Source organism: Anabaena sp. CS-542/02 (genome assembly GCF_028331085.1).
In the GTDB taxonomy this organism is placed as follows: Bacteria; Cyanobacteriota; Cyanobacteriia; order Cyanobacteriales; family Nostocaceae; genus Anabaenopsis; species Anabaenopsis arnoldii.
Genome location: NZ_JAQMTM010000176.1, coordinates 24,394 through 43,683 on the forward strand (window position 1 = coordinate 24,394; position 19,290 = coordinate 43,683).

Annotated in this window: 17 protein-coding genes and 1 pseudogene; 14 read left to right on the forward strand and 4 right to left on the reverse strand. The window is 41.3% G+C overall.

The window, feature by feature from the left end; all coding sequences use genetic code 11:
* Positions 1-51 precede the first annotated feature (51 nt).
* The 3 genes from pgsA to PN447_RS18380 all read left to right on the forward strand — a co-directional run bounded on the left by pgsA (position 52) and on the right by PN447_RS18380 (position 1,678).
* Entirely contained in the window at positions 52-570 is a 519-nt protein-coding gene (pgsA, locus tag PN447_RS18370; protein WP_271764452.1) for a CDP-diacylglycerol--glycerol-3-phosphate 3-phosphatidyltransferase, read from the forward strand.
* Positions 571-1,109: 539 nt separating this feature from the next.
* Positions 1,110-1,250 carry a DUF433 domain-containing protein gene (locus PN447_RS18375; RefSeq protein WP_271764453.1) on the forward strand — a complete coding sequence of 47 codons (141 nt, stop codon included), beginning with the start codon at positions 1,110-1,112 and terminating at the stop codon, positions 1,248-1,250.
* Positions 1,247-1,678 (forward strand): hypothetical protein, encoded by a 432-nt coding sequence (locus PN447_RS18380; protein ID WP_271764454.1) that lies wholly within the window; start codon positions 1,247-1,249, stop codon positions 1,676-1,678. The genes PN447_RS18375 and PN447_RS18380 overlap by 4 nt, the downstream gene beginning before the upstream one ends.
* A 3-nt stretch (positions 1,679-1,681) precedes the next feature.
* On the opposite strand, the gene rfbB is transcribed toward PN447_RS18380, so the two are convergent.
* Both rfbB and PN447_RS18390 read right to left on the reverse strand, forming a co-directional pair.
* Positions 1,682-2,752: a dTDP-glucose 4,6-dehydratase gene (rfbB, locus tag PN447_RS18385; RefSeq protein WP_271764455.1), complete on the reverse strand. Its 1,071-nt coding sequence runs from the start codon at positions 2,750-2,752 to the stop codon at positions 1,682-1,684.
* A gap of 202 nt (positions 2,753-2,954) precedes the next feature.
* Entirely contained in the window at positions 2,955-3,893 is a 939-nt protein-coding gene (locus PN447_RS18390; RefSeq protein ID WP_271764456.1) for an NAD-dependent epimerase/dehydratase family protein, read from the reverse strand.
* A gap of 169 nt (positions 3,894-4,062) precedes the next feature.
* Here PN447_RS18390 and PN447_RS18395 point away from each other — a divergent pair, with 169 nt between their 5' ends.
* The 6 genes from PN447_RS18395 to PN447_RS18420 all read left to right on the forward strand — a co-directional run bounded on the left by PN447_RS18395 (position 4,063) and on the right by PN447_RS18420 (position 10,135).
* Positions 4,063-5,202 (forward strand): glycosyltransferase, encoded by a 1,140-nt coding sequence (locus tag PN447_RS18395; protein WP_271764457.1) that lies wholly within the window; start codon positions 4,063-4,065, stop codon positions 5,200-5,202.
* A 139-nt stretch (positions 5,203-5,341) separates the two neighbouring features.
* The gene (locus PN447_RS18400) at positions 5,342-6,124 is read left to right on the forward strand and encodes a sugar transferase (protein WP_271764467.1); all 783 of its coding nucleotides are present in this window, start codon (positions 5,342-5,344) and stop codon (positions 6,122-6,124) included.
* Between the two features lie 496 nt (positions 6,125-6,620).
* Positions 6,621-7,700: a GDP-mannose 4,6-dehydratase gene (gmd, locus tag PN447_RS18405; RefSeq protein ID WP_271764458.1), complete on the forward strand. Its 1,080-nt coding sequence runs from the start codon at positions 6,621-6,623 to the stop codon at positions 7,698-7,700.
* 23 nt (positions 7,701-7,723) lie between these two features.
* Positions 7,724-8,668, forward strand: a complete 945-nt coding sequence (locus PN447_RS18410) for a GDP-L-fucose synthase family protein (protein WP_271764459.1) — start codon at positions 7,724-7,726, stop codon at positions 8,666-8,668.
* A gap of 29 nt (positions 8,669-8,697) precedes the next feature.
* A complete protein-coding gene (locus PN447_RS18415) occupies positions 8,698-9,246 on the forward strand; it encodes a 5-formyltetrahydrofolate cyclo-ligase (RefSeq protein ID WP_271764460.1) in 549 nt (182 codons plus the stop codon).
* A gap of 55 nt (positions 9,247-9,301) precedes the next feature.
* On the forward strand, positions 9,302-10,135 hold the full coding sequence (locus tag PN447_RS18420; RefSeq protein ID WP_442867116.1) for a carbohydrate ABC transporter permease: 834 nt from the start codon (positions 9,302-9,304) through the stop codon (positions 10,133-10,135).
* Positions 10,136-10,192: 57 nt separating this feature from the next.
* Here PN447_RS18420 and PN447_RS18425 read toward each other — a convergent pair whose 3' ends face one another.
* The gene (locus PN447_RS18425; protein WP_271764461.1) at positions 10,193-13,999 is read right to left on the reverse strand and encodes a hypothetical protein; all 3,807 of its coding nucleotides are present in this window, start codon (positions 13,997-13,999) and stop codon (positions 10,193-10,195) included.
* Positions 14,000-14,410: 411 nt separating this feature from the next.
* On the opposite strand from PN447_RS18425, the gene PN447_RS18430 reads away from it, so the two are divergent.
* Positions 14,411-15,136, forward strand: coding sequence for a DUF2232 domain-containing protein (locus PN447_RS18430; RefSeq protein ID WP_271764462.1), 726 nt, complete (start codon positions 14,411-14,413; stop codon positions 15,134-15,136).
* 4 nt (positions 15,137-15,140) lie between these two features.
* Complete coding sequence (gene cobT, locus PN447_RS18435) at positions 15,141-16,271, forward strand: nicotinate mononucleotide-dependent phosphoribosyltransferase CobT (RefSeq protein ID WP_271764463.1); 1,131 nt, start codon at positions 15,141-15,143, stop codon at positions 16,269-16,271.
* A 119-nt stretch (positions 16,272-16,390) separates the two neighbouring features.
* On the opposite strand, the gene PN447_RS18440 is transcribed toward cobT, so the two are convergent.
* On the reverse strand, positions 16,391-16,765 hold the full coding sequence (locus tag PN447_RS18440; protein ID WP_271764464.1) for a hypothetical protein: 375 nt from the start codon (positions 16,763-16,765) through the stop codon (positions 16,391-16,393).
* Positions 16,766-17,060: 295 nt separating this feature from the next.
* Between PN447_RS18440 and PN447_RS18445 the strand changes: the two genes are divergently transcribed.
* The 3 genes and pseudogenes from PN447_RS18445 to PN447_RS18455 form a co-directional block, all read left to right on the forward strand.
* The gene (locus PN447_RS18445; RefSeq protein ID WP_271764465.1) at positions 17,061-18,278 is read left to right on the forward strand and encodes an extracellular solute-binding protein; all 1,218 of its coding nucleotides are present in this window, start codon (positions 17,061-17,063) and stop codon (positions 18,276-18,278) included.
* Positions 18,279-18,472: 194 nt separating this feature from the next.
* The gene (locus PN447_RS18450; RefSeq protein WP_271764466.1) at positions 18,473-18,676 is read left to right on the forward strand and encodes a hypothetical protein; all 204 of its coding nucleotides are present in this window, start codon (positions 18,473-18,475) and stop codon (positions 18,674-18,676) included.
* A gap of 392 nt (positions 18,677-19,068) precedes the next feature.
* A pseudogene (locus PN447_RS18455) lies at positions 19,069-19,290 on the forward strand (photosystem II q(b) protein); the annotation flags it as partial.

Below are 19,290 nucleotides of genomic sequence, written 5' to 3' on the forward strand. Positions count from 1 at the left end.
AAAATACAGATCATGCCATGCAAATACACTAAAAACCTAATTTCATGCTATATGAATTTACCCAACTTAATTACCTTTTCTCGACTTTTGGGAATACCATTTTTACTTTACGGCTTATATAATCCTACACCCCAAGCTAGATGGGTATGTTTGACCATATTCTTGGTCGCAGCGTTAACTGATTGGTTGGATGGCTATTTGGCGCGTAAACTCAACCAAATTACTGATTTAGGTAAATTTCTCGACCCTTTAGTAGATAAATTACTCGTACTTGCGCCTTTGTTAGTCTTAGTGGAATTACAAACTATTCCCGCTTGGGGCGTGTTTGTGATTTTAGCACGGGAATTGGCGATCGCTGGTTGGCGGGTCAATCAAACTACAATCACAGGGGCGAATATGTGGGGTAAACTTAAAACCGTCAGTCAAATAGTTGCTATATCACTGTTAATTGCACCTTTATCAACAGCTTGGAAAACTCCTTGTTTGATTGCTTTTTGGGTTTCTGTAGTTTTGACTTTAATATCTGGGATAATTTATCTGATTCCATCTAGGAATCAAAACGGCTTTTAAGAAGATACAGGGTAAGAGCATCTCAATCATGGTTGACTAAGGTAGGGTCATGCAAACAAGAAGGCAGAACTTCAATCATATGATTGCTATCAATATGTAACCATTGGGATCAGGCTCAATTATGTCTTTCACATTAATTTTCAAGAAGTTTGCATCTATCTAAGGGTAGATATAAGACTTTTTTGGTAAAATTTTCCGTAAGCCCCAAATAGTGCCATAAACGCTACTCAATCAACCTTATGGTTACCAGTCTGCTCCCACTCCCTGGGGACACTAATCGAATGAAAGCGTCAGACAACTGACAAAGAGCAGGGAGCCAAAAAACTTGCTTACTCTTTCAGCTTTTGTTTATTATACATCTGTTTTAGGGGTTTTAGTGAACAGGGGTAAAACTCTACAACCGCTACAGATAGGAAGTTTCGGTTAAAAATCATATGGCAACCATTGGCATCAATGAGGATCCCCTTTCGCGATTTTGATTAATAAATTTTGGTTTCATATAATAAAATTTATTGGATGCCAACCCAATATATTGAATAATGGGGACAGGAATTTCTACCAGTGTACTAGCAGAACGTTATCAAGCAGGAGAGTCAATAGATGATCTAGCTTATGATTACAAATGCGATCGCTCCAAGATTGAAGAAGCTATTCGTTGCGAACTACCCATTACAGCATGACAGAACCTGAGTCAATTACCTTTTTCATAAATCGATGTCTAGGTAAAAGATTTATCGTAGAAAGGTTGAGGAGGGAAGGTATCAGCATCGAAATTCATGATGACCACTTTCCTCAAGACGCTCAAGATGTAGACTGGATTCTAGAGGTAGGCAAACAAGGTTGGGTTATTCTAACCAAAGATGGAAGAATTAGTAGAAACTCTTTAGAAAAAATTGCTGTTGCACGCGCACAAATTAAAATGTTTGCACTTGCTTCCCAGAACTTATCGGGGGACGATATGGCAGAAATTTTTTTAACCGCAATTGTGAAAATGCAAGAATTTGTTCGGAAGTATCCCGCTCCGTTTATTGCTAAAGTTTATCGTGATAACCGCATCATACTTTGGAAAAGCAGTCAGATGTTATTAAGGGAATTGAACGAATTTTAAAGTTTAGGCTGTCCTCTTTTCATAGTTTTGTTTTATCCAGGATTGATATTCTCCTGATCTTACCTGATTAATCCAATCGCCGTTATTCAGATACCATTTCACAGTTTTCAATAAACCACTATCAAAGTTCTCTTGAGGTTGCCAACCTAATTCATCAATAATTTTACGACAATTAATTGCATATCTCCTGTCATGTCCCGGACGGTCTTTGACAAAAGTAATTAAATCAGAGTGGGAAAAATCAGATTTAGGGGCTAATTCATCTAGAATTGCACAAATTTTTGCCACAACTTGTAAGTTTGTTTGTTCGTTCATTCCACCAACATTATAAGTTTGGCCAATTTTTCCCTGTTCTAGAACCAGTTTAATGGCTTGACAATGGTCGATAACATAAAGCCAATCTCGAATATTTTGACCATCCCCATATATAGGTAATGGTTGACCTTCCATCCCATTCAGGATAGTCAAAGGAATCAGCTTTTCAGGAAACTGACGAGGACCATAATTATTAGAGCAATTTGTGGTTAAAGTTGGTAATCCATAGGTATGATAATAAGCCCTCACAAAATGGTCTGATGCTGCTTTCGATGCTGCATAAGGACTATTAGGCGCATAGGGGGTATCTTCTTTAAAAGCTGGTTCTTGGGGACTTAGTGAGCCGTAAACCTCATCTGTAGATATGTGTAAAAAGCGAAACTCTTGCTGTCTTAGTGGTGACAATTTTTGCCAATATATCCGACTTGTTTCTAATAGCTGAAATGTACCAACTACATTAGTTTGAATAAAAGACTCTGGACTTAAAATAGAACGGTCAACATGACTTTCAGCCGCAAAATTAATAATCGCTTCTGGGTGATATTTTTCTAATAAAAAACTAACTAATTCACAATTACTAATATCTCCCCGCACAAAATGATAGTTTGGATCATATTGTATTGCTGCTAAAGTTCCTAAATTACTTGCGTAGGTTAATTTATCTAAATTAATGACTTTAGCCCATCCTAATCTCCTGGCTTCTAACACGAAATTAGCACCAATAAAACCCGCCCCACCCGTCACTAATACAGTTTGCATATATTCTCACATACTTAATTCATTTATGGTTTCTTCGTGGTGTTGGTAGCGAAAAAGTATCTTAACTATTAAGTCAACTATAGCACTCCTAAATCATTTGTAAACTTGCTTCTTTCCTGACTAATTGGCGATTAGAGCCTGTGTGCAGGGTTTGCCATAGGCAGGAAAATTGAAATAGGATTGCTATAGTCCCAGAAAATATCTAGACAGCCTGTAAAATTTCCTCATCTAGGGAGAAATCAATTTCAGCTTGATCTTGTCTAGTTTTGAGATAATCCTGTTCTAGAGAATCAGCTAACCCAGAAATTAAATCATATTCAGGTTGCCAAGCTAATTCTCTCATAGCTTTATTCACTGATGCAAAGAAATGCTGTACTCGCATGGGGAAAGCTTTGCGCTTGCCAAAATCGAATTTTTTCGGGTCATAATGTACTATTTTAATGGCATCAGGTGATTTACCCGCTGCTACAGCACAAGCACGGGCTAAACCATCAAAGGTCACAAAGCGATCGCCGGAAATATTATAAATTTGTCCTATGGCTTGTTGATTACCGATGACCTGTAACATGGACTGAGCTAAATCTTTGACATGACCTAGCTGGGTAATATGGAGCCCATTACCAGGAATAGGAAGGGGGCGATCGCGTACAATTCTCTCAAAAAACCAGCTTTCTAAAGGATTATAGTTACCTGGACCGTAAATATAAGTTGGGCGAATCGCAGTAAAAGGTAAATTTTGTTGACTTAAGTAAGCTTCTGTTTCATGCTTACCCCGGTGGCGACTTTTCGGATCTACTGCATCCCCTTCTATGTGGGGTAGTTGGTCAGATTTGAGATATACCCCCGCAGAACTCATATATACAAAGTGTTGCACCCGTCCTTGATAGATTTCTGCTAAAGGTTGAGTATCCGTAAGTTCCCGACCGTTATTATCAAAAATGACATCGAATTCCTCCGATGATAATTTTTCTTTTAGTTGGTTGGGGTCAGTGCGATCGCCTATAATTTGTCCTACTCCCGGTAAAGAAGGTAAAGGACGATTCCCACGATTAAACAGTACCACCTCATGCCCTTGTTCTACCAACAGTTGAGTTAGATAAACACCAATGAACCTAGTACCACCCATGATTAAAATTCGCATAAAATCCCACCTTAAAAAAATACTTGTTGTCAAGAGGCTGAAGTCGCTATTACCTAGTCCCTAACTTGAGGTTATCAGGTGGCCGTATCCCTGTGGAACCTATAAAGAAAAAACCATTACCTAAACCTGACAACTATTTTTGTCTGTTTTTTACCCGTGAGAGTTAGCCGTGTCTTTAAAATATGCTTTAGTTCATGAGTGGCTCACACCTAAAGCCACCGGCGGTTCAGAAATAGTAGTCCAGGAAATTCTCAAACATATTAATGCTGATTTATATGCCCTGATTGATTTTGAGTCAACCAATCCTCACAGTTATTTATACAAACGGCAGATTGGCACAACTTTTCTTCAACGCTGGCCTTATGCTCAAAATGGTGTGCAAAAGTACTTACCTTTCTTACCGTTGGCAGTTGAACAACTAGATTTACGACACTATGATGTTATTCTTTCCTCATCCCACGCCGTGGCGAAAGGAGTTCTCACAACTCCCGATCAGTTGCATATCTGTTACTGCCATACTCCCATGCGCTATGCTTGGGATTTGACATTTGATTATCTGCACCACAGCAAGTTGGGAAAGGGTTTACCTGGATGGGTAACTCGATATTTACTACATAGTTTACGCCAGTGGGATGTATTGAGTGCCAATCGCGTAGATTACTTTATCGCCAATTCCCACCATACAGCTCGTCGCATTTGGCGCTGCTATCGGCGAGCAGCAACGGTTATTTATCCACCGGTAAATATTGATAAATTCCCATTGCTGACCCAAAAAGAAGATTTTTATCTGACAGTTTCCCGGTTAGTCAGTTACAAGCAGGTATCCTTAATCGTCAAAGCTTTTAATCAATTACAACTCCCATTGGTAATTATTGGGACAGGACCGGAAATGCCAAAAATTCGCGAAATAGCCAATTCCAACATCCAAATACTTGGATGGCAACCCGATGATGTGGTAAAAAAATATATGGCTAAAGCTAAGGCATTTGTGTATGCAGCTTGTGAAGATTTTGGCATTGCCTTAGTAGAAGCACAAGCTTGTGGTACTCCAGTTATTGCTTACGGTGCTGGAGGTGCTTTGGAAACGGTGCGCGATTTGCGCGCTTGTACAGATACAGCGACGGGTATATTTTTCAGCACACAAACAAGAGCAGCTTTAATGGAGGCAGTAGAAAAATTTGAAATTTATCAAACTTCATTCAATCTGGAGTATATGCGATCGCACGCTGCCCAATTTTCATCACCAGTTTTTGCCCAGCGCTATCTCAAATTTATAGAGCAATGTCACCAAGAAAAAACATCCCGATAGCCTAAGTAGCGTCAGCTATAAGTTAAAAGCCAAAGTTAATTTGTGGTTTTATAGTGCTTATTCGCACTTGATACCCAAAAACCTTTCATTTTAGCTGTAAGATTAAGACTATGTGTGGTGTGGATTATTAAGGAGTATGATGACTGGCCAGAGCTCACTCCTCTCCGGTAAGCGATATCTAGGCTTCAGGAATGGTAAAGCCCAACAGCAAAGCACTAGTACGTCTATGCGTACTTTTATCAGCCGGGGACAAAAAACCAAGACGCCTAAACTCAAACCCAGAGGTTTGTCTTTACAGGGTTTAAACGGAGAGTTCGCTAAAAGATTGTTTGATATAGTGTTTTCACTGTTGGTATTGATTTTGTTCTTCCCACTGTATTTAATTTTGTCCCTGCTGATTGCTGTTAGCTCAGAAGGCCCAATTTTTTATATCCAGAAACGGGTAGGCAAAAACTACAAGACCTTCAATTGTATTAAATTTCGGACGATGGTCAGCAATGCAGACGAAATGCTCATGCAAATCATGGCAACATCACCTCACTTGCGAGAAGAATTCCAGAGCAATTTTAAGCTGAAAAAAGACCCCCGAATTACCAAAATTGGTCAATTTTTACGAATTACCAGCTTAGACGAATTTCCCCAGTTTTGGAACGTTCTCAAGGGAGACATGAGTGTTGTCGGACCTCGTCCCTTAGTAGGCTCCGAGCTTGCTAAATATGGTTGTCACATTGATCATATTTTAACAATCCGCCCCGGAATTACCGGATTGTGGCAAGTTTCTGGGCGTAATGACATTCCTTACCCGCGAAGAGTCCAAATAGACCTGCATTATGTCAAATTTAGAAATTTCTGGCTAGATTTATGGATAATATTTAAAACAATTGATGTAGTGATTTTACCTAAAAATAAAGGCGCATACTGACAGGTACCGCTTGCGTAAGCCATAGAATCACTCCCACTGTATCGGGAAATTCCTAGGGTAGTTTCTCCTAGGAAACCATCAAAACCTCCCTTATGTGTTGGGTAACACAACCTTAATCATCCTTATGAAACAGAGAGATTTCCGTATTTCTCTGGGTGAGGTTTTTCAGTATTTACCGGTAATTGCATAACTGGTATGTACACCATAGGTTAGTCTGGGTAAGATGGTGTAAGATATCCCATTGATTAAAGTGATACTAATTCTTTGCCAAGCATAAATAATGCATACAAAATAATTAGGTTACTTATGAGTTAAACTAATTCGGGGTGACTTGTGAAATGACTGACATATCAACAACGATAGCTACCGCTTGCGTAAGCTATGCAAAGCAAGCCTTAGACATATTGTTAACATCAATAGTTTCCCCCTGACATTATCTAGCCACAACTGGATTTTCTGAATCCGCGTTTAACCATTTCAATAGGGATAAAAGAGCATGACCCAAACCAAACGGGCTTTAATTACTGGTATTACTGGTCAAGATGGTTCATATCTAAGTGAGTTTCTGCTTGATCAAGGTTATGAAGTCCATGGTATTATTCGCCGGACTTCTACCTTTAATACAGACCGCATTGATCATATTTACGAAGATCCACATAGACCAGGAGTACGGTTGTTTCTGCACTACGGCGACTTAACCGATGGTACAACCCTACGCCGGATTATAGAACAAGTCCAACCGATAGAAATTTATAACTTGGGCGCTCAATCCCATGTCCGAGTCAGCTTTGACTCACCGGAATATACTGTTGATGCGGTAGGAATGGGAACACTGCGATTATTAGAAGCCATCCGGGACTACCAGCAACGTACAGGAATTCAGGTGCGTTTCTATCAAGCTGGTTCCTCAGAAATGTTTGGTTTAGTACAAGCAGTACCCCAAAGGGAAACCACTCCCTTTTACCCCCGCAGTCCCTATGCTTGTGCTAAAGTTTACGCCCACTGGCAAACTGTAAATTACCGCGAGTCCTATAATTTATTTGCCTGCAATGGCATACTTTTTAACCATGAATCACCCCGCAGGGGCGAAACCTTTGTGACTCGCAAAATTACCAGAGCGGTGGCTAAAATTGTCGCGGGTAAACAGAAAAAGATTTATATGGGTAATCTTGACTCCAAACGAGATTGGGGATACGCCAAGGATTACGTACGGGCAATGTGGTTGATGTTGCAGCACGATCAACCAGATGATTACGTAATTGCGACTGGTGAAACTTACTCTGTACGGCAATTTTTGCAGGAGGCTTTTAGTTATGTGAACCTGAACTGGGAAGATTATGTCGAGTTTGACCAACGCTATCTCCGTCCCGCAGAAGTAGACTTGTTAATTGGTGACCCTACGAAGGCTAAACAAAAGCTTGGTTGGGAACCATCGGTAACTTTTACAGAGCTAGTCGCTCTGATGGTGGAAGCAGATTTACAAGCATTGGGTTTGACCTCACCAAATGGTAATGGTGCGAATATTGCTGATGATATTGCTACTATTCGTCAAGAACTGGGCGCTCTCCACTTCTAATCTATCCGCAAGAGTATAAAATTATGACTGCCTTAGAACTGAAAAATCAACGGATTCTCGTAACTGGTGGCGCGGGGTTCCTTGGTCGTCAAGTGGTTAATCAGTTATGTCAAGCAGGGGCTGACATGGCTAAGATTAGCATACCGCGATCGCGTGACCATGATTTACGTCTGCTGGAAAATTGCCAACGTGCAGTTGACCAACAAGATATTGTCATCCATTTAGCCGCTCATGTGGGTGGTATTGGTCTGAACCGCGAAAAACCCGCGGAGTTATTTTACGACAACTTAATCATGGGGACTCAGCTGATTCACAGTGCTTATGCAGCTGGAGTGAAAAAATTTGTTTGTGTGGGTACTATTTGCGCTTATCCTAAATTTACACCAGTGCCATTCCGAGAAGATGACCTATGGAATGGCTACCCAGAAGAAACTAACGCCCCCTATGGAATTGCTAAGAAAGCACTGTTAGTGCAATTGCAATCTTACCGCCAGCAGTACGGTTTTAATGGGATTTACTTGTTACCAGTAAATTTATATGGACCTGAAGATAATTTTGACCCCAGTAGTTCCCACGTGATTCCGGCTTTAATTCGCAAAGTCCATGAAGCCCAAATCAAGGGGGAAACACAACTCCCGGTTTGGGGTGATGGTAGCCCTACCCGTGAGTTTCTCTATTCAGAAGATGCGGCGCGGGGTATTGTGATGGGTACTCAGTTTTATAATGACTCTGAGCCGGTTAATCTAGGAACGGGTGCAGAAATCTCTATCTACGATTTAATTACTCTCATCTGTGAATTGATGGAGTTTGATGGTGAAATAGTTTGGGAAACGGATAAACCTAATGGTCAACCCCGGCGTTGTTTGGATACTCAGCGCGCTCAGGAGGCTTTTAACTTTACTGCTCAGGTGAGCTTTAGACAAGGGCTACAAAATACCATTGAGTGGTATCGGCAAAATGCTGTATAACTAATGTGCTGAGGTGGGTTGTTTGAGTTTTGTTAGATAAAGCTGAGTTACGCCGTGTTTTACTTCAAAAACGCCAGTCCATGTCTGTGGAAGAATGGAGAGAAAAAAGCGATCGCATCTGTAGGCAACTACAAAAGTCTACTCTATTTACTCAAGCTAAAACAATACTAGCTTATTTCAGTGTTCGTCAAGAACCTGACCTTAGTCCATTATTTGCCGATTCTCAGTATCGTTGGGGATTTCCTCGGTGTGTTGGTAACTCCCTCACCTGGCATTTTTGCACACCCCTCGATGCTGTTAATATTGGCGCTTATGGGATTACTGAACCCCTTCCCCAAGCGCCAATTGTAGACCCTGAATCCGTTGATTTGATACTTGTCCCTAGTGTGGCTTGCGACTATCAAGGATATCGCTTAGGTTACGGTGGGGGTTATTATGATCGTTTACTCAGTTCCCCAGCATGGGTAAGTAAGTCTACTATCGGTATTATCTTTGATTTTGCCTATTTACCTCAGTTACCTGTGGACATTTGGGATAAACCATTACAAGCTGTGATTAGTGAAAACCATTGTAGTTAAACCCATTTCGTCCCCTACAAATGTGCTCTCCATCAAGAATTATCAATTGACGATTTTGAACATCCCCAACTCACGACTAAAACTGATTTTAATCTACGGGTTATTAGGAGCCATAGCACTAGTAACTCTGTTTCCCCTGCTGTGGCTGATCAGCACAGCCTTAAAGTCTCCCACAGAAAATATTTTACAGTCCCCGCCCCAGTTATTACCCAGTCAACCCACAATCAATAACTTCTTGACTGTCTGGCGATCGCTACCTTTTGCACAATACCTCTATAATAGCACCTTAGTAGCACTGCTCACAGTAGCCTTGAATCTACTGTTTTGTTCCCTAGCCGCTTACCCCCTAGCTAGACTATCATTTGTGGGGCGAAACTCTATTTTTCTTGCCATCGTCTCTACAATCATGATTCCCTTTCAAATCGTCATGATTCCCCTATATATATTGACAGTGCAACTGGGTTTAAGAAACACTTACTTAGGCATCATTTTTCCCAGTTTAGCCTCAGCTTTTGGCATTTTTTTACTGCGACAAGCCTTTATGGGTGTTCCCAAGGAACTAGAAGAAGCTGCCCGCATGGATGGTAGTTCTGAACTAGGCTTATGGTGGCATATAATGTTACCAGCAATTCGCCCAGCATTAGTTACCCTGTCGATTTTCGTATTTATCGGCTCTTGGAGTGACTTTCTTTGGCCATTAATAGTCATTCAAGATGAAGGCTTATATACCCTTCCCTTGGGAGTCGCCAAATTAGCCGGGACATTTTCTTTAGACTGGCGCTTAGTAGCTGCTGGTTCCATCATATCCGTTGCGCCCATACTGCTATTATTTTCATTTTTACAGCGCTACATCGTACCAACAGAAACTAGTACTGGTGTCAAAGGGTAAAAATCCTCTGATTTTATGGCCACTCAGAGCTACCATTACTTACTAGTACGGGCAGGTTCATATCACCTTTAAACTCAAATTGACGGTGTAATGCTCCTCCATTGTTTGCTGATTACTGGCTTTGATAGCATCTAGATAGGGTTGTAAAAGTTGCAACTGTGGCAAATTCACACGATAAGTGATATTTCCGCGCTTTTTAAACAGTGGTTCGGCTGCAATAGACTGGTAGAGAGAATTATTTTCAGTACTTTCACTTAGCCAGGCAGAATCTGGAGTTGCAGGTATTAAACCCGGAGGTAACTCACCTTCCAAGAAAGCCAATAAGCGTTCCTGACAAATAGTCGTATTAATACCATCACCCTCAAATAACTGGAGAATTTCGTCAAAAGATAAAATTCTATGAGAACAATATTGCAGTAACTTCGTGAACAGGAAATAGTCACTGTATACTTGGGATTGTTCTAAAACCTGGGGATGCAAAGGTAACATCGCTAAACCATAGGCTACCCGACTACAATTGGGAGTGCCGTTTTTACCCAGATATAAATCTTGAATAATCTTAGCGTCAGGTAGTTCTTGCTGTAGCCACGTATTCACAATTTCTAAAGAAGCCATCCCCCCAGTTAAAATAGCCTGATTAATTGCTGTCGCAGGTAGACCGCTAACTGCTAACAACTTTTTCAACTCTTGGTTTAAACGTCCCACAAAGGGAGTCAACACATGGTTTTCTAAGTCGCTTCGCCGTAATACCCACCGTTGATCTGCTAATTCCAGAGCAAAAGAATCCTGCTGTTGTAAAATTAGCTTTAAAGCTAAGGCTGCATCTAGTACCGCCTGTCCTAACAAAGAACTTTGTAACTTCTGCTGGAGACGAATCCGAGCCTTAATATCCGGTTTCCCCACTTGTGGTAAATCTAATTCTGTTAGTCCCAAACTGCTAGTAAAACTTACTTTACCAGCAAAAGTAGGTTGCCATTGCCAAAAGTTGTTAGCGGTTGTTGTACTGTCTTCCTCATAATTCTGGCGTGTTTTTCGATATGTGGGGGGAAGCAGTAACTGACAGATAATATCTTGTTCAATGGCATTGCTAGCATAAGCAAAACTATGGAGCATGAAATCACCGTGTACTAATTGCTCTAGGTTCTCTGGTAAATTAACCAGGGCCATTTCGGTTGTAGTCGCGCCAATATTAATCACCAAGGTGTAACCAACCATAGCATGATCATCAGGTCTGGCTGGATTTAACCCCTGGTAATCAGTAAGCACTGTTTCACCATGAGCGCCATCTAGTCTACCCAGTAGACTAGCAATGGCTTCCTCCAGAAAAAATACTTGCTGTGGATGTGAGACTAATTTACTAGAGAGTACAGCTTCCCGCACATTAAACCGATATGTTTCTGAGCAGCTAGATGGACAGGTGCAAATGACACCAGCAATTTTATTAAAAATCTCATGGAATGTTTCCTGATTTAAACCAACAGCACTAGCGGTTAAACCTTGAGTGGTACTATGGCCATCTGATTTTAAGGTTAAGAGTAACTTCGAGAGCGATCGCACAACCCAAATTAAAGGACCTGCAGAAAACTTGTTGAACTGCAATATAGGTTCCCATGTTTCTTGTTCATTCTGATATGGGATAGCTACCTGCAAATATGGCTTCAACTGTACTGAATAAAAATTATGCTTCTGCTCTTGATTCGCTTGCGCCAAAAAATTTTGAACCTCTGGGCTTTGCGTTTCCGCTGGAGGTACAGAACCTGTGGGTAAATAAACCTCTGCTGGTAAACGAAACGACTCTTGAAAAGAACTAACCCCCCGTTGCTTGTCTGCTGACCAGCAGATAGGATAAACCACAGCAGTGGAAAGATTCAACAAAGCCGCAGAAATTCCAGTAGTACCCAGATCAATACCTAGATACCAAATCGACTCCTGTATATTTAGCGCCACATCCTTATTCTTCACCAAGTTAGGACTGCCAATTAAAGAGGCTCTGTGCTCAGTACTGACTTGCTCTTGTGTTTGTGTTGTGGGGCTAAAATCTAACTGAGCCTCCGTTTGCGGCGAAGAGATGGGATTAATCTGGAATACATCCACATCAGAGTCAGCCTCAGTTGCAGTTGCAAAATTGTTTGGCGGCTGGTTTATACTATCTCCCAAAGCTGCGAAAATTAGACTCAAGTTGAAATCTGGCTCTAGCATTTCACTCAGGTCGGCTAAATCCTGATCAAATTCTTGGGTCGGCTCTTGACTCAGACTCATCTGATCCGGATTAACAGACTGGTTTTCCCCGGGTGATAGCTGGCGTGGCGTAACCATGGATAAGTTGTCTGTGGGCGCTGTGGAAATATCGTGATCTAAATGTTCCTGTTCCTCCTCATGAAGCACTAGTGAAGACTGCTGACTATCATCCTCAACCTCTGCTGTTTCCAAGCCAGAACAAACTTCTAACTCATCTTCTTCACCATCTAAATTAGTCAATAATTTACTCACTGGGCTAGTATCAGCACTGCTTGGCTGTATCGAAACAGTACTAGTGAATCCCTCTTCTGTTGGCCACAAGCCAGATAAATCAGTAGGTTGTTCTGGGTTGGTATCTTCCTCAAAAGACGGTTCTTGCCATAACTCTAATTCTGCATCTGCTTCTTGCAAGCAAGAATCTAATAACTTTTGCACTCGTTCCATTGGAGATTCAAGAGTAGTCCCTCTCCCATCTGGTTCTAAGGGATTACTTTGAGATTCAGGTATAGTTTCTGCAATATTCGAGGGTGGTAAATCTTCTACATCACCCCTAGATATAGTTAAATTATCATTACCCCATAAACTGGCATAAAGTTCATCGACTTGATCACCAGGTGATTCTAAGCTATCTACAAGGTTACTAGATGATAAATGATCATCTTCTACTGCTGCTGGCGCAATATTATTTACCTGAGTTGATAATGATGGTGCTGGAGATACGGATTGATTTTTTTGTAACTCTGGGACAGATAACAGATTCATCGCGGCTTGTTGCTGCAATTGCTGCGTTAAGTTTTTCACAAAGTTGGTCATCAACTGCTCGCCCTGCACACCTGTACTGTGCATTCTCCCCAACCCTTGATTTAAAGACTGGTGATAGGTGTTTATATTGCGTTGTAGCGCCTCAAAGACGAAATTTACAGTCGCATCAAGGGATAATAGACGTTGATCCAGTTCCCTGGTCAGGTGTGTTAACCGTTGGGTCTGTTCTGATGTTTGTAATAAAGGTTGAGTCGTAGAGAATGCGGATGTATTTTTGTCATTCTTAGTACCAGTTGAACTGGACTCTTTACTGTAACTTTCTAGGATATTTGGTATTAAATTAGATACAATCCGGCTCATAAGTAACTGCAAAAATTCGGAAATCATCTGCTCCTGGTGAGCATACTGCTGGCTTAAAGAGTAGTTGTGCAGTTTCCTTTGCTCGAGCTGTCTAATTTCTTGTGCCAGAATTTTCCGCTCTTGCATCATTGCAGCTAATTCCGCTTGTAATGGCTGTATTAATGTTGATAATTCGCCCTTTAATTGATTTAATAGCAAATTACCTTGTTCCCGGTCAGCTTGGTTTTGCTCTGTCCTTTGGCTAGACTGATTACCATCAACCTGAGTAAGAAATTTCTCTGACAAACGTGACTTTTCCTCCGCCACCCTCAACTGGTTTTGGTTATGATTATTTAAAGTCTCACGTTCTTTTTCCTGGACAAGGAAGGTACGAAGTTTTTCTAAAACCTCTCTCGTTTCCGATCCTTGATCAGGTAGAAGCGTTAATTCAGGCTGAACACGGCTGTTAATTAAGTTGTCAATGTCTGCAATTAATTTTTGGATTTCATCTGCGCGGGAAGTCACTTTCAATTACCTTGGCTAGAATTGTTACTTACATGAGAATTACCACATTTCACCAGGTGGTAACCGTTTGACAAAACCTACTAAAATATACTAGTCTAAAAGAAGCATTTATCATCATCAAATGTTCTTTGTCGTCTTTTGTCCAGCTAACTCTGGATTTAGGTAAATTTGGGTAGGTTTAACAGAGCGGTATTATGCCAGTTAGGTAAGTCCTGTAATTCTAACCTATAGGAGTCCTATCCGATTTTTAAATAGGCTGGAATATCTATCCCTTGTTTCCTTCCCATACCAATAAACAAGAATTGTCAGCGCATGATATTTTTTGCTCATGGACTGAGGAACCAGCGTCTAAATACGCAGTATTGACTATAGCAGAACACTGAGGTCAAAGTCGTTCACACTTTTTTCACCATGAGTATTTCAAATTCTCTACCAGATGAAAACCCATCCCCGGAATTTCCCGACTCCATTAACAAACAATTAGAACAAGAGCATTTGAGGCGACCTAGACTAAAAGTTGACGCGCCTTTACGAATGGTAGAAACGGCATTTTTAGCCAGTGCTGCTAGTTTGATTTGGTTGATTAATTTCTACTTTCCTTTGGGCCCGGTATTACGGATATTCTTTCCTGTACCCATCGCTCTAGTTTACCTGCGTTGGGGCAAAAGAGCCGCCTGGATGGCTGCTGTTACTTCTGGTTTGCTGCTATCAGTTCTCATGGGGCCTGTTCGTAGTCTATTATTTGTTATGCCCTTTGCCTTTATGGGTGTGCTTTTAGGGGCAACATGGTATCGTCGTGTTCCCTGGATTGTGTCTATTACCTTGGGTACTCTCTTGGGTACATTAGGGGTGTTTTTTCGGTTGTGGTTGCTGTCTGTTTTATCGGGTGATGATCTGTGGGTTTATGTGATTAACCAGGTAACAGAACTGATAGAGTGGGTATTTTTGAGGCTACAATTATTAGCTAGCCCTAGTTTGTTTGTGGTGCAAGTGGGAGCAGTGGCTTTGATTGTCTTCAATAATTTTACTTACCTGTTTATGGTACACCTGGCAGCATGGCTATTATTGGGCGCTATTGGAAATCCGATTCCGCGTCCGCCACAATGGGTGCAGGTTATTATGGATTATGAAGGTTAAGTAATTGATTCGTATTTATACCCAAATCCCACAGGGTCAAAAATGGATTACTAAGTATAGGGGTGGTTTACCCCTATTTGCCTGTGTTTTAGGTTTTACTGACACTGGTCTCATTCCGGGTATTTCAGCGGCTGGTAGTACTCCAGAAGCTCGAAAGTATACAGCTTGTGCTGATGCTGAGTTTTTATATTACGGACCAGGACGAAAACCTCTCTATCCCCTACCACCGCTGACCGCTGGCGCTTCACCTGTAATCATTTCTCGTGCTGTTGTTGAGGCGCTCAATATTCCAATTTATTTGTTTAACGCTGGCTTACCTCAGCCTCCCGCAGTACCAGCTATTGATCTGGGTGGCTACCCGGCTAACTGTTTAAGTAAAGGTGCTGCTATGGAAATTACAACGGTACGCCATTTGCTCAAGCAAGGGCTACTCTGGGGAGAACGCCTGGCTACTAATGTTCAACAAGGGTATGTGATTTTAGGTGAGTGTGTTGTCGGAGGTACTACAACCGCTCTAGCAGTTTTAACTGGCTTGGGCATAGACGCAGGGGAAAAAGTCAACAGTAGCCATCCTGTTTGTAATCATACACAAAAGTGGGCAGTAGTACAAGCCGGACTGGAAAGGATGAGGCTCCCGTCCCAAAAAGAATCATCTCCCCCATCTGACCTCATAGATCCTTTACAACTTGTGGCCGCAGTGGGTGATCCCATGCAGGTGGTGGTAGCTGGAATGACTATCGCAGCTAGTCGCCATTGTGGCGTTCTTCTGGCAGGTGGTACACAAATGCTGGCAGTTTATGCTTTAATAAGTGCGATCGCTGATGCTTATGACTTGTCCTGGCAACCAGCAGAAGTAGTTGTAGGTACAACCCGTTGGGTAGCAGAAGATCCAACTGGTAAAACCGTTGACTTAGCCCTGAGCTTAGGTAAAAACATCCCCCCTCTACTTGCTACTCAGTTAAATTTTGCTAACTCTCGTTATCCGCAACTCCAAGCTTATGAGCAGGGCTTTGTCAAAGAAGGGATAGGTGCTGGAGGTGCTTGTATTGCTGCTCATCTCAGGGAAAATTGGCAGCAAAATCAACTTTTAACTGCCATTGAAGCTCAACTAGATCGCTATAGCTCTAATTGCTGATTCACTTAAAAAATGTCGATTGTACAATCATGACATTATGCGAAACTCGTTCTCCCGCAATGGTTAGGAATACCTATCCACACGCTCTTATCCAGAGTTATGTGGTGCAACACCGTAAGTCAATGAATTCTAATTTTTATTAATTGTTCTTCTAAAGCAGCAATGCGATTGTATGCTGCCGTTAACTGTGCTGTTAGTCGTTGTATTTGAATTTCTGGTGTTAAGTTCTTATCTGCACCTTGCCGATTCAGGTCTAAAGACATACCATCTGTCAATACATCCTTGTGCTCAAGCTCTGGATGTAAGTTCATATCTCCTTTTAATTGCGAGCGAACTACATCACTGTTCCCTAGAGAATTCTTCCCAGCTTGTGTGTTTGCTAAAGAACATTCCGAGAAGGCTTGAGCAATTTTACTATCAAGTGCTTCAATCACCTGGTAGAGGGAATCAAGCTTATGACTCAAATTTATAATTTGCGTTTGCAATGTCTCCATTTAATATCCTATTCCGTATATTTTCCTTATGTTATTCAATTTGTAGGTGATATTAACTATGCTTTTGAATTATTTAATTTTTTTCCACAAGGGATCAGCATATAATCAGTAAGTATTTAATCCTCAATAGAACTTAATGTTTCTTAAAAGCATAATTTTGAGGATAATAAACTTATGGGCAGTTTTTTTTTTGAGAAATACTTTAAAGTTACTTAATGCCTCAAGCTGACTAATATTATTCCGACCATACCTCTAAATCAGCACTTGGAGTATATTCTATATATTTATTTAATATATGTGTAATCAAGAATCCAAAATTCCAAATCCACAATCGATAGATCGACGTTCTTTTTTATTGGCTGCGGGTGGGGTAGCGCTGTCCCAGATCCTGGTCGGTTGTGGTACAAGCAATCAAACACAACTGCATATCCAGTTATTAAAAGGTTCCATCCCCGGTCAGATAGTTCCTCAGTTTCGCCAAAGTTTACAGCAACAGGTACAGTTGAATTTTGCCCCAGTTGAACAAATAGAAGATTTATTCAAACAATTGCAAGCTTGGGAGGATACCTCAAAACCCACTAGCCAGGGGTTTTGGAATCGCTTTATACCATTTATGCGATCTGGTAGCAGCAGCGCTTCGCGATCGCAAGCAGCAGTTGCATCTGACTTAGTAACATTGGGAGATTACTGGCTCAAAGCAGCTATTAAACAGAAACTCATTCAACCACTCGAAGAAGTCAAACAGTTAAAACATTGGTCTGCTTTAGATCAAAGGTGGCAGCAATTGGTAATGCGCGATGACCAAGGTAACTTAGATCCTCAAGGAAATGTGTGGGCGGCTCCTTACCGTTGGGGAAGCACAGTAATTATTTATCATCGTGAAAAGTTGCAAAGTTTGGGTTGGACCCCGCAGGATTGGAGCGATTTGTGGCGAGATGGACTACAGCAGCGGATTTCTTTACTCAATCAATCTAGAGAAGTGATCGGTCTGGTTTTAAAAAAGCTAGGAAAATCCTACAACACAGAAAATATTCAGACCATACCAGACTTAGAAAATGAACTCAGAGCGTTAAATAAACAGGTAAAATTATACAGTTCCCAGAACTATCTAGAACCGCTCATTATTGGAGATACTTGGCTAGCCGTTGGTTGGTCTAGTGACATAATACCTGTGCTGTCACGTTATCCTCAATTTGCCGCAGTTATACCCAAATCAGGAACAGCAATTTGGGCTGACTTATGGGTATGCCCTACAAAAGTGAAAAAAGAGACTTTTTTATCACAGTGGATTGATTTTTGTTGGCAACCAGACATCGCAAAACAAATTTCTGTGATAACTAGAAGTAATTCGCCAATTTCTCCTCATGTTGACCTATCAAACCTGCAAGAACCATTTAGAAGCCTATTACAGAGTAATAGTCAAGTTCTCGAGAACAGCGAATTTCTGGGTTCCTTACCTCCATCAGCAATTCAGGAATATGAGTCTTTGTTTGCCAAAATCAAACAAGGGTAAAATGAGTTCCCAGACGGGGTTACCAATATCCCAGTTAATGATCAATGATATCGTCAACCCACCAGTAGCTATTAATTGACAGGAAATTATGGTTCTGGCAAAGATGAGTATGATGAACAGAATTATTGAGGTGGAATAGTTATTCTGATAGCAGCTATAAAACTGCCATACTGTCACACATTGGTTGGAGATCCATGACACCTCAAGAATTTTTAAACAATTTGGCAGCAGCCTCAACAGATCCGGAAAAACTCATGGTTGTTGCTCAATACCTAGAAACAACAGCCATGGACAATGCCACCACACCAAAATGGCGGCGCATTGCTTACAGTTCCGAGATTGAAATGGCCCTGAGTAATTTGGCTTTTCATTTAGAAGCACTAGCCGAGATCGCTTGACTTTGCTGCTTCAATTACCTTTTTTCATCCACTCTCTGGCGGCTTTCTCTGCTGCTTCCGGGCTATATTGACCTCTCCTCTAGGGGAACTGCCAGTAATCATGTTCTTCAGTATAAAATACTGCGAGAGGATGTTTGGAAAGTCATGATTAGTCCCCTCCCCTTACAAGGGGAGGATTAGGGTGGTGTCAAACAATATTCGATAGACTATATAACTTTTTCCTTAAGATCCTCCTCTTGCAATTGAGCTAATGATAAGTAAAACTTACATAAAGCATAAGTTTTATTAAAAAAATACCCCTTGCCAAACATTTGTAAACAATTGTAAAGTAGTTTCATACACGGTAAACAAACCTGTCTGATTCATACATACATAACCGCAATCATAAACAAATGACCACAACCTTACAACAGCGCCAAAGCGCCAACGTATGGGATCGCTTCTGCGAATGGATCACCAGCACCGAAAACCGAATTTACATCGGTTGGTTTGGTGTACTCATGATCCCCACCCTCCTAGCTGCTACCACCTGCTTCATCATCGCCTTCATCGCTGCTCCTCCAGTAGACATCGATGGGATCCGCGAACCAGTAGCTGGCTCCTTAATCTACGGA

Coding starts and splice junctions, on each gene's coding strand:
- PN447_RS18375 (WP_271764453.1), top strand. CDS start 1,110: ATGGGGACAGGAATTTCTACCAGTGTACTAGCAGAACGTTATCAAGCA.
- pgsA (WP_271764452.1), top strand. CDS start 52: ATGAATTTACCCAACTTAATTACCTTTTCTCGACTTTTGGGAATACCA.
- rfbB (WP_271764455.1), bottom strand. CDS start 2,752: ATGCAAACTGTATTAGTGACGGGTGGGGCGGGTTTTATTGGTGCTAAT.
- PN447_RS18445 (WP_271764465.1), top strand. CDS start 17,061: ATGTGTAATCAAGAATCCAAAATTCCAAATCCACAATCGATAGATCGA.
- PN447_RS18410 (WP_271764459.1), top strand. CDS start 7,724: ATGACTGCCTTAGAACTGAAAAATCAACGGATTCTCGTAACTGGTGGC.
- PN447_RS18380 (WP_271764454.1), top strand. CDS start 1,247: ATGACAGAACCTGAGTCAATTACCTTTTTCATAAATCGATGTCTAGGT.
- PN447_RS18450 (WP_271764466.1), top strand. CDS start 18,473: ATGACACCTCAAGAATTTTTAAACAATTTGGCAGCAGCCTCAACAGAT.
- PN447_RS18390 (WP_271764456.1), bottom strand. CDS start 3,893: ATGCGAATTTTAATCATGGGTGGTACTAGGTTCATTGGTGTTTATCTA.
- gmd (WP_271764458.1), top strand. CDS start 6,621: ATGACCCAAACCAAACGGGCTTTAATTACTGGTATTACTGGTCAAGAT.
- PN447_RS18400 (WP_271764467.1), top strand. CDS start 5,342: ATGACTGGCCAGAGCTCACTCCTCTCCGGTAAGCGATATCTAGGCTTC.
- PN447_RS18440 (WP_271764464.1), bottom strand. CDS start 16,765: ATGGAGACATTGCAAACGCAAATTATAAATTTGAGTCATAAGCTTGAT.
- PN447_RS18430 (WP_271764462.1), top strand. CDS start 14,411: ATGAGTATTTCAAATTCTCTACCAGATGAAAACCCATCCCCGGAATTT.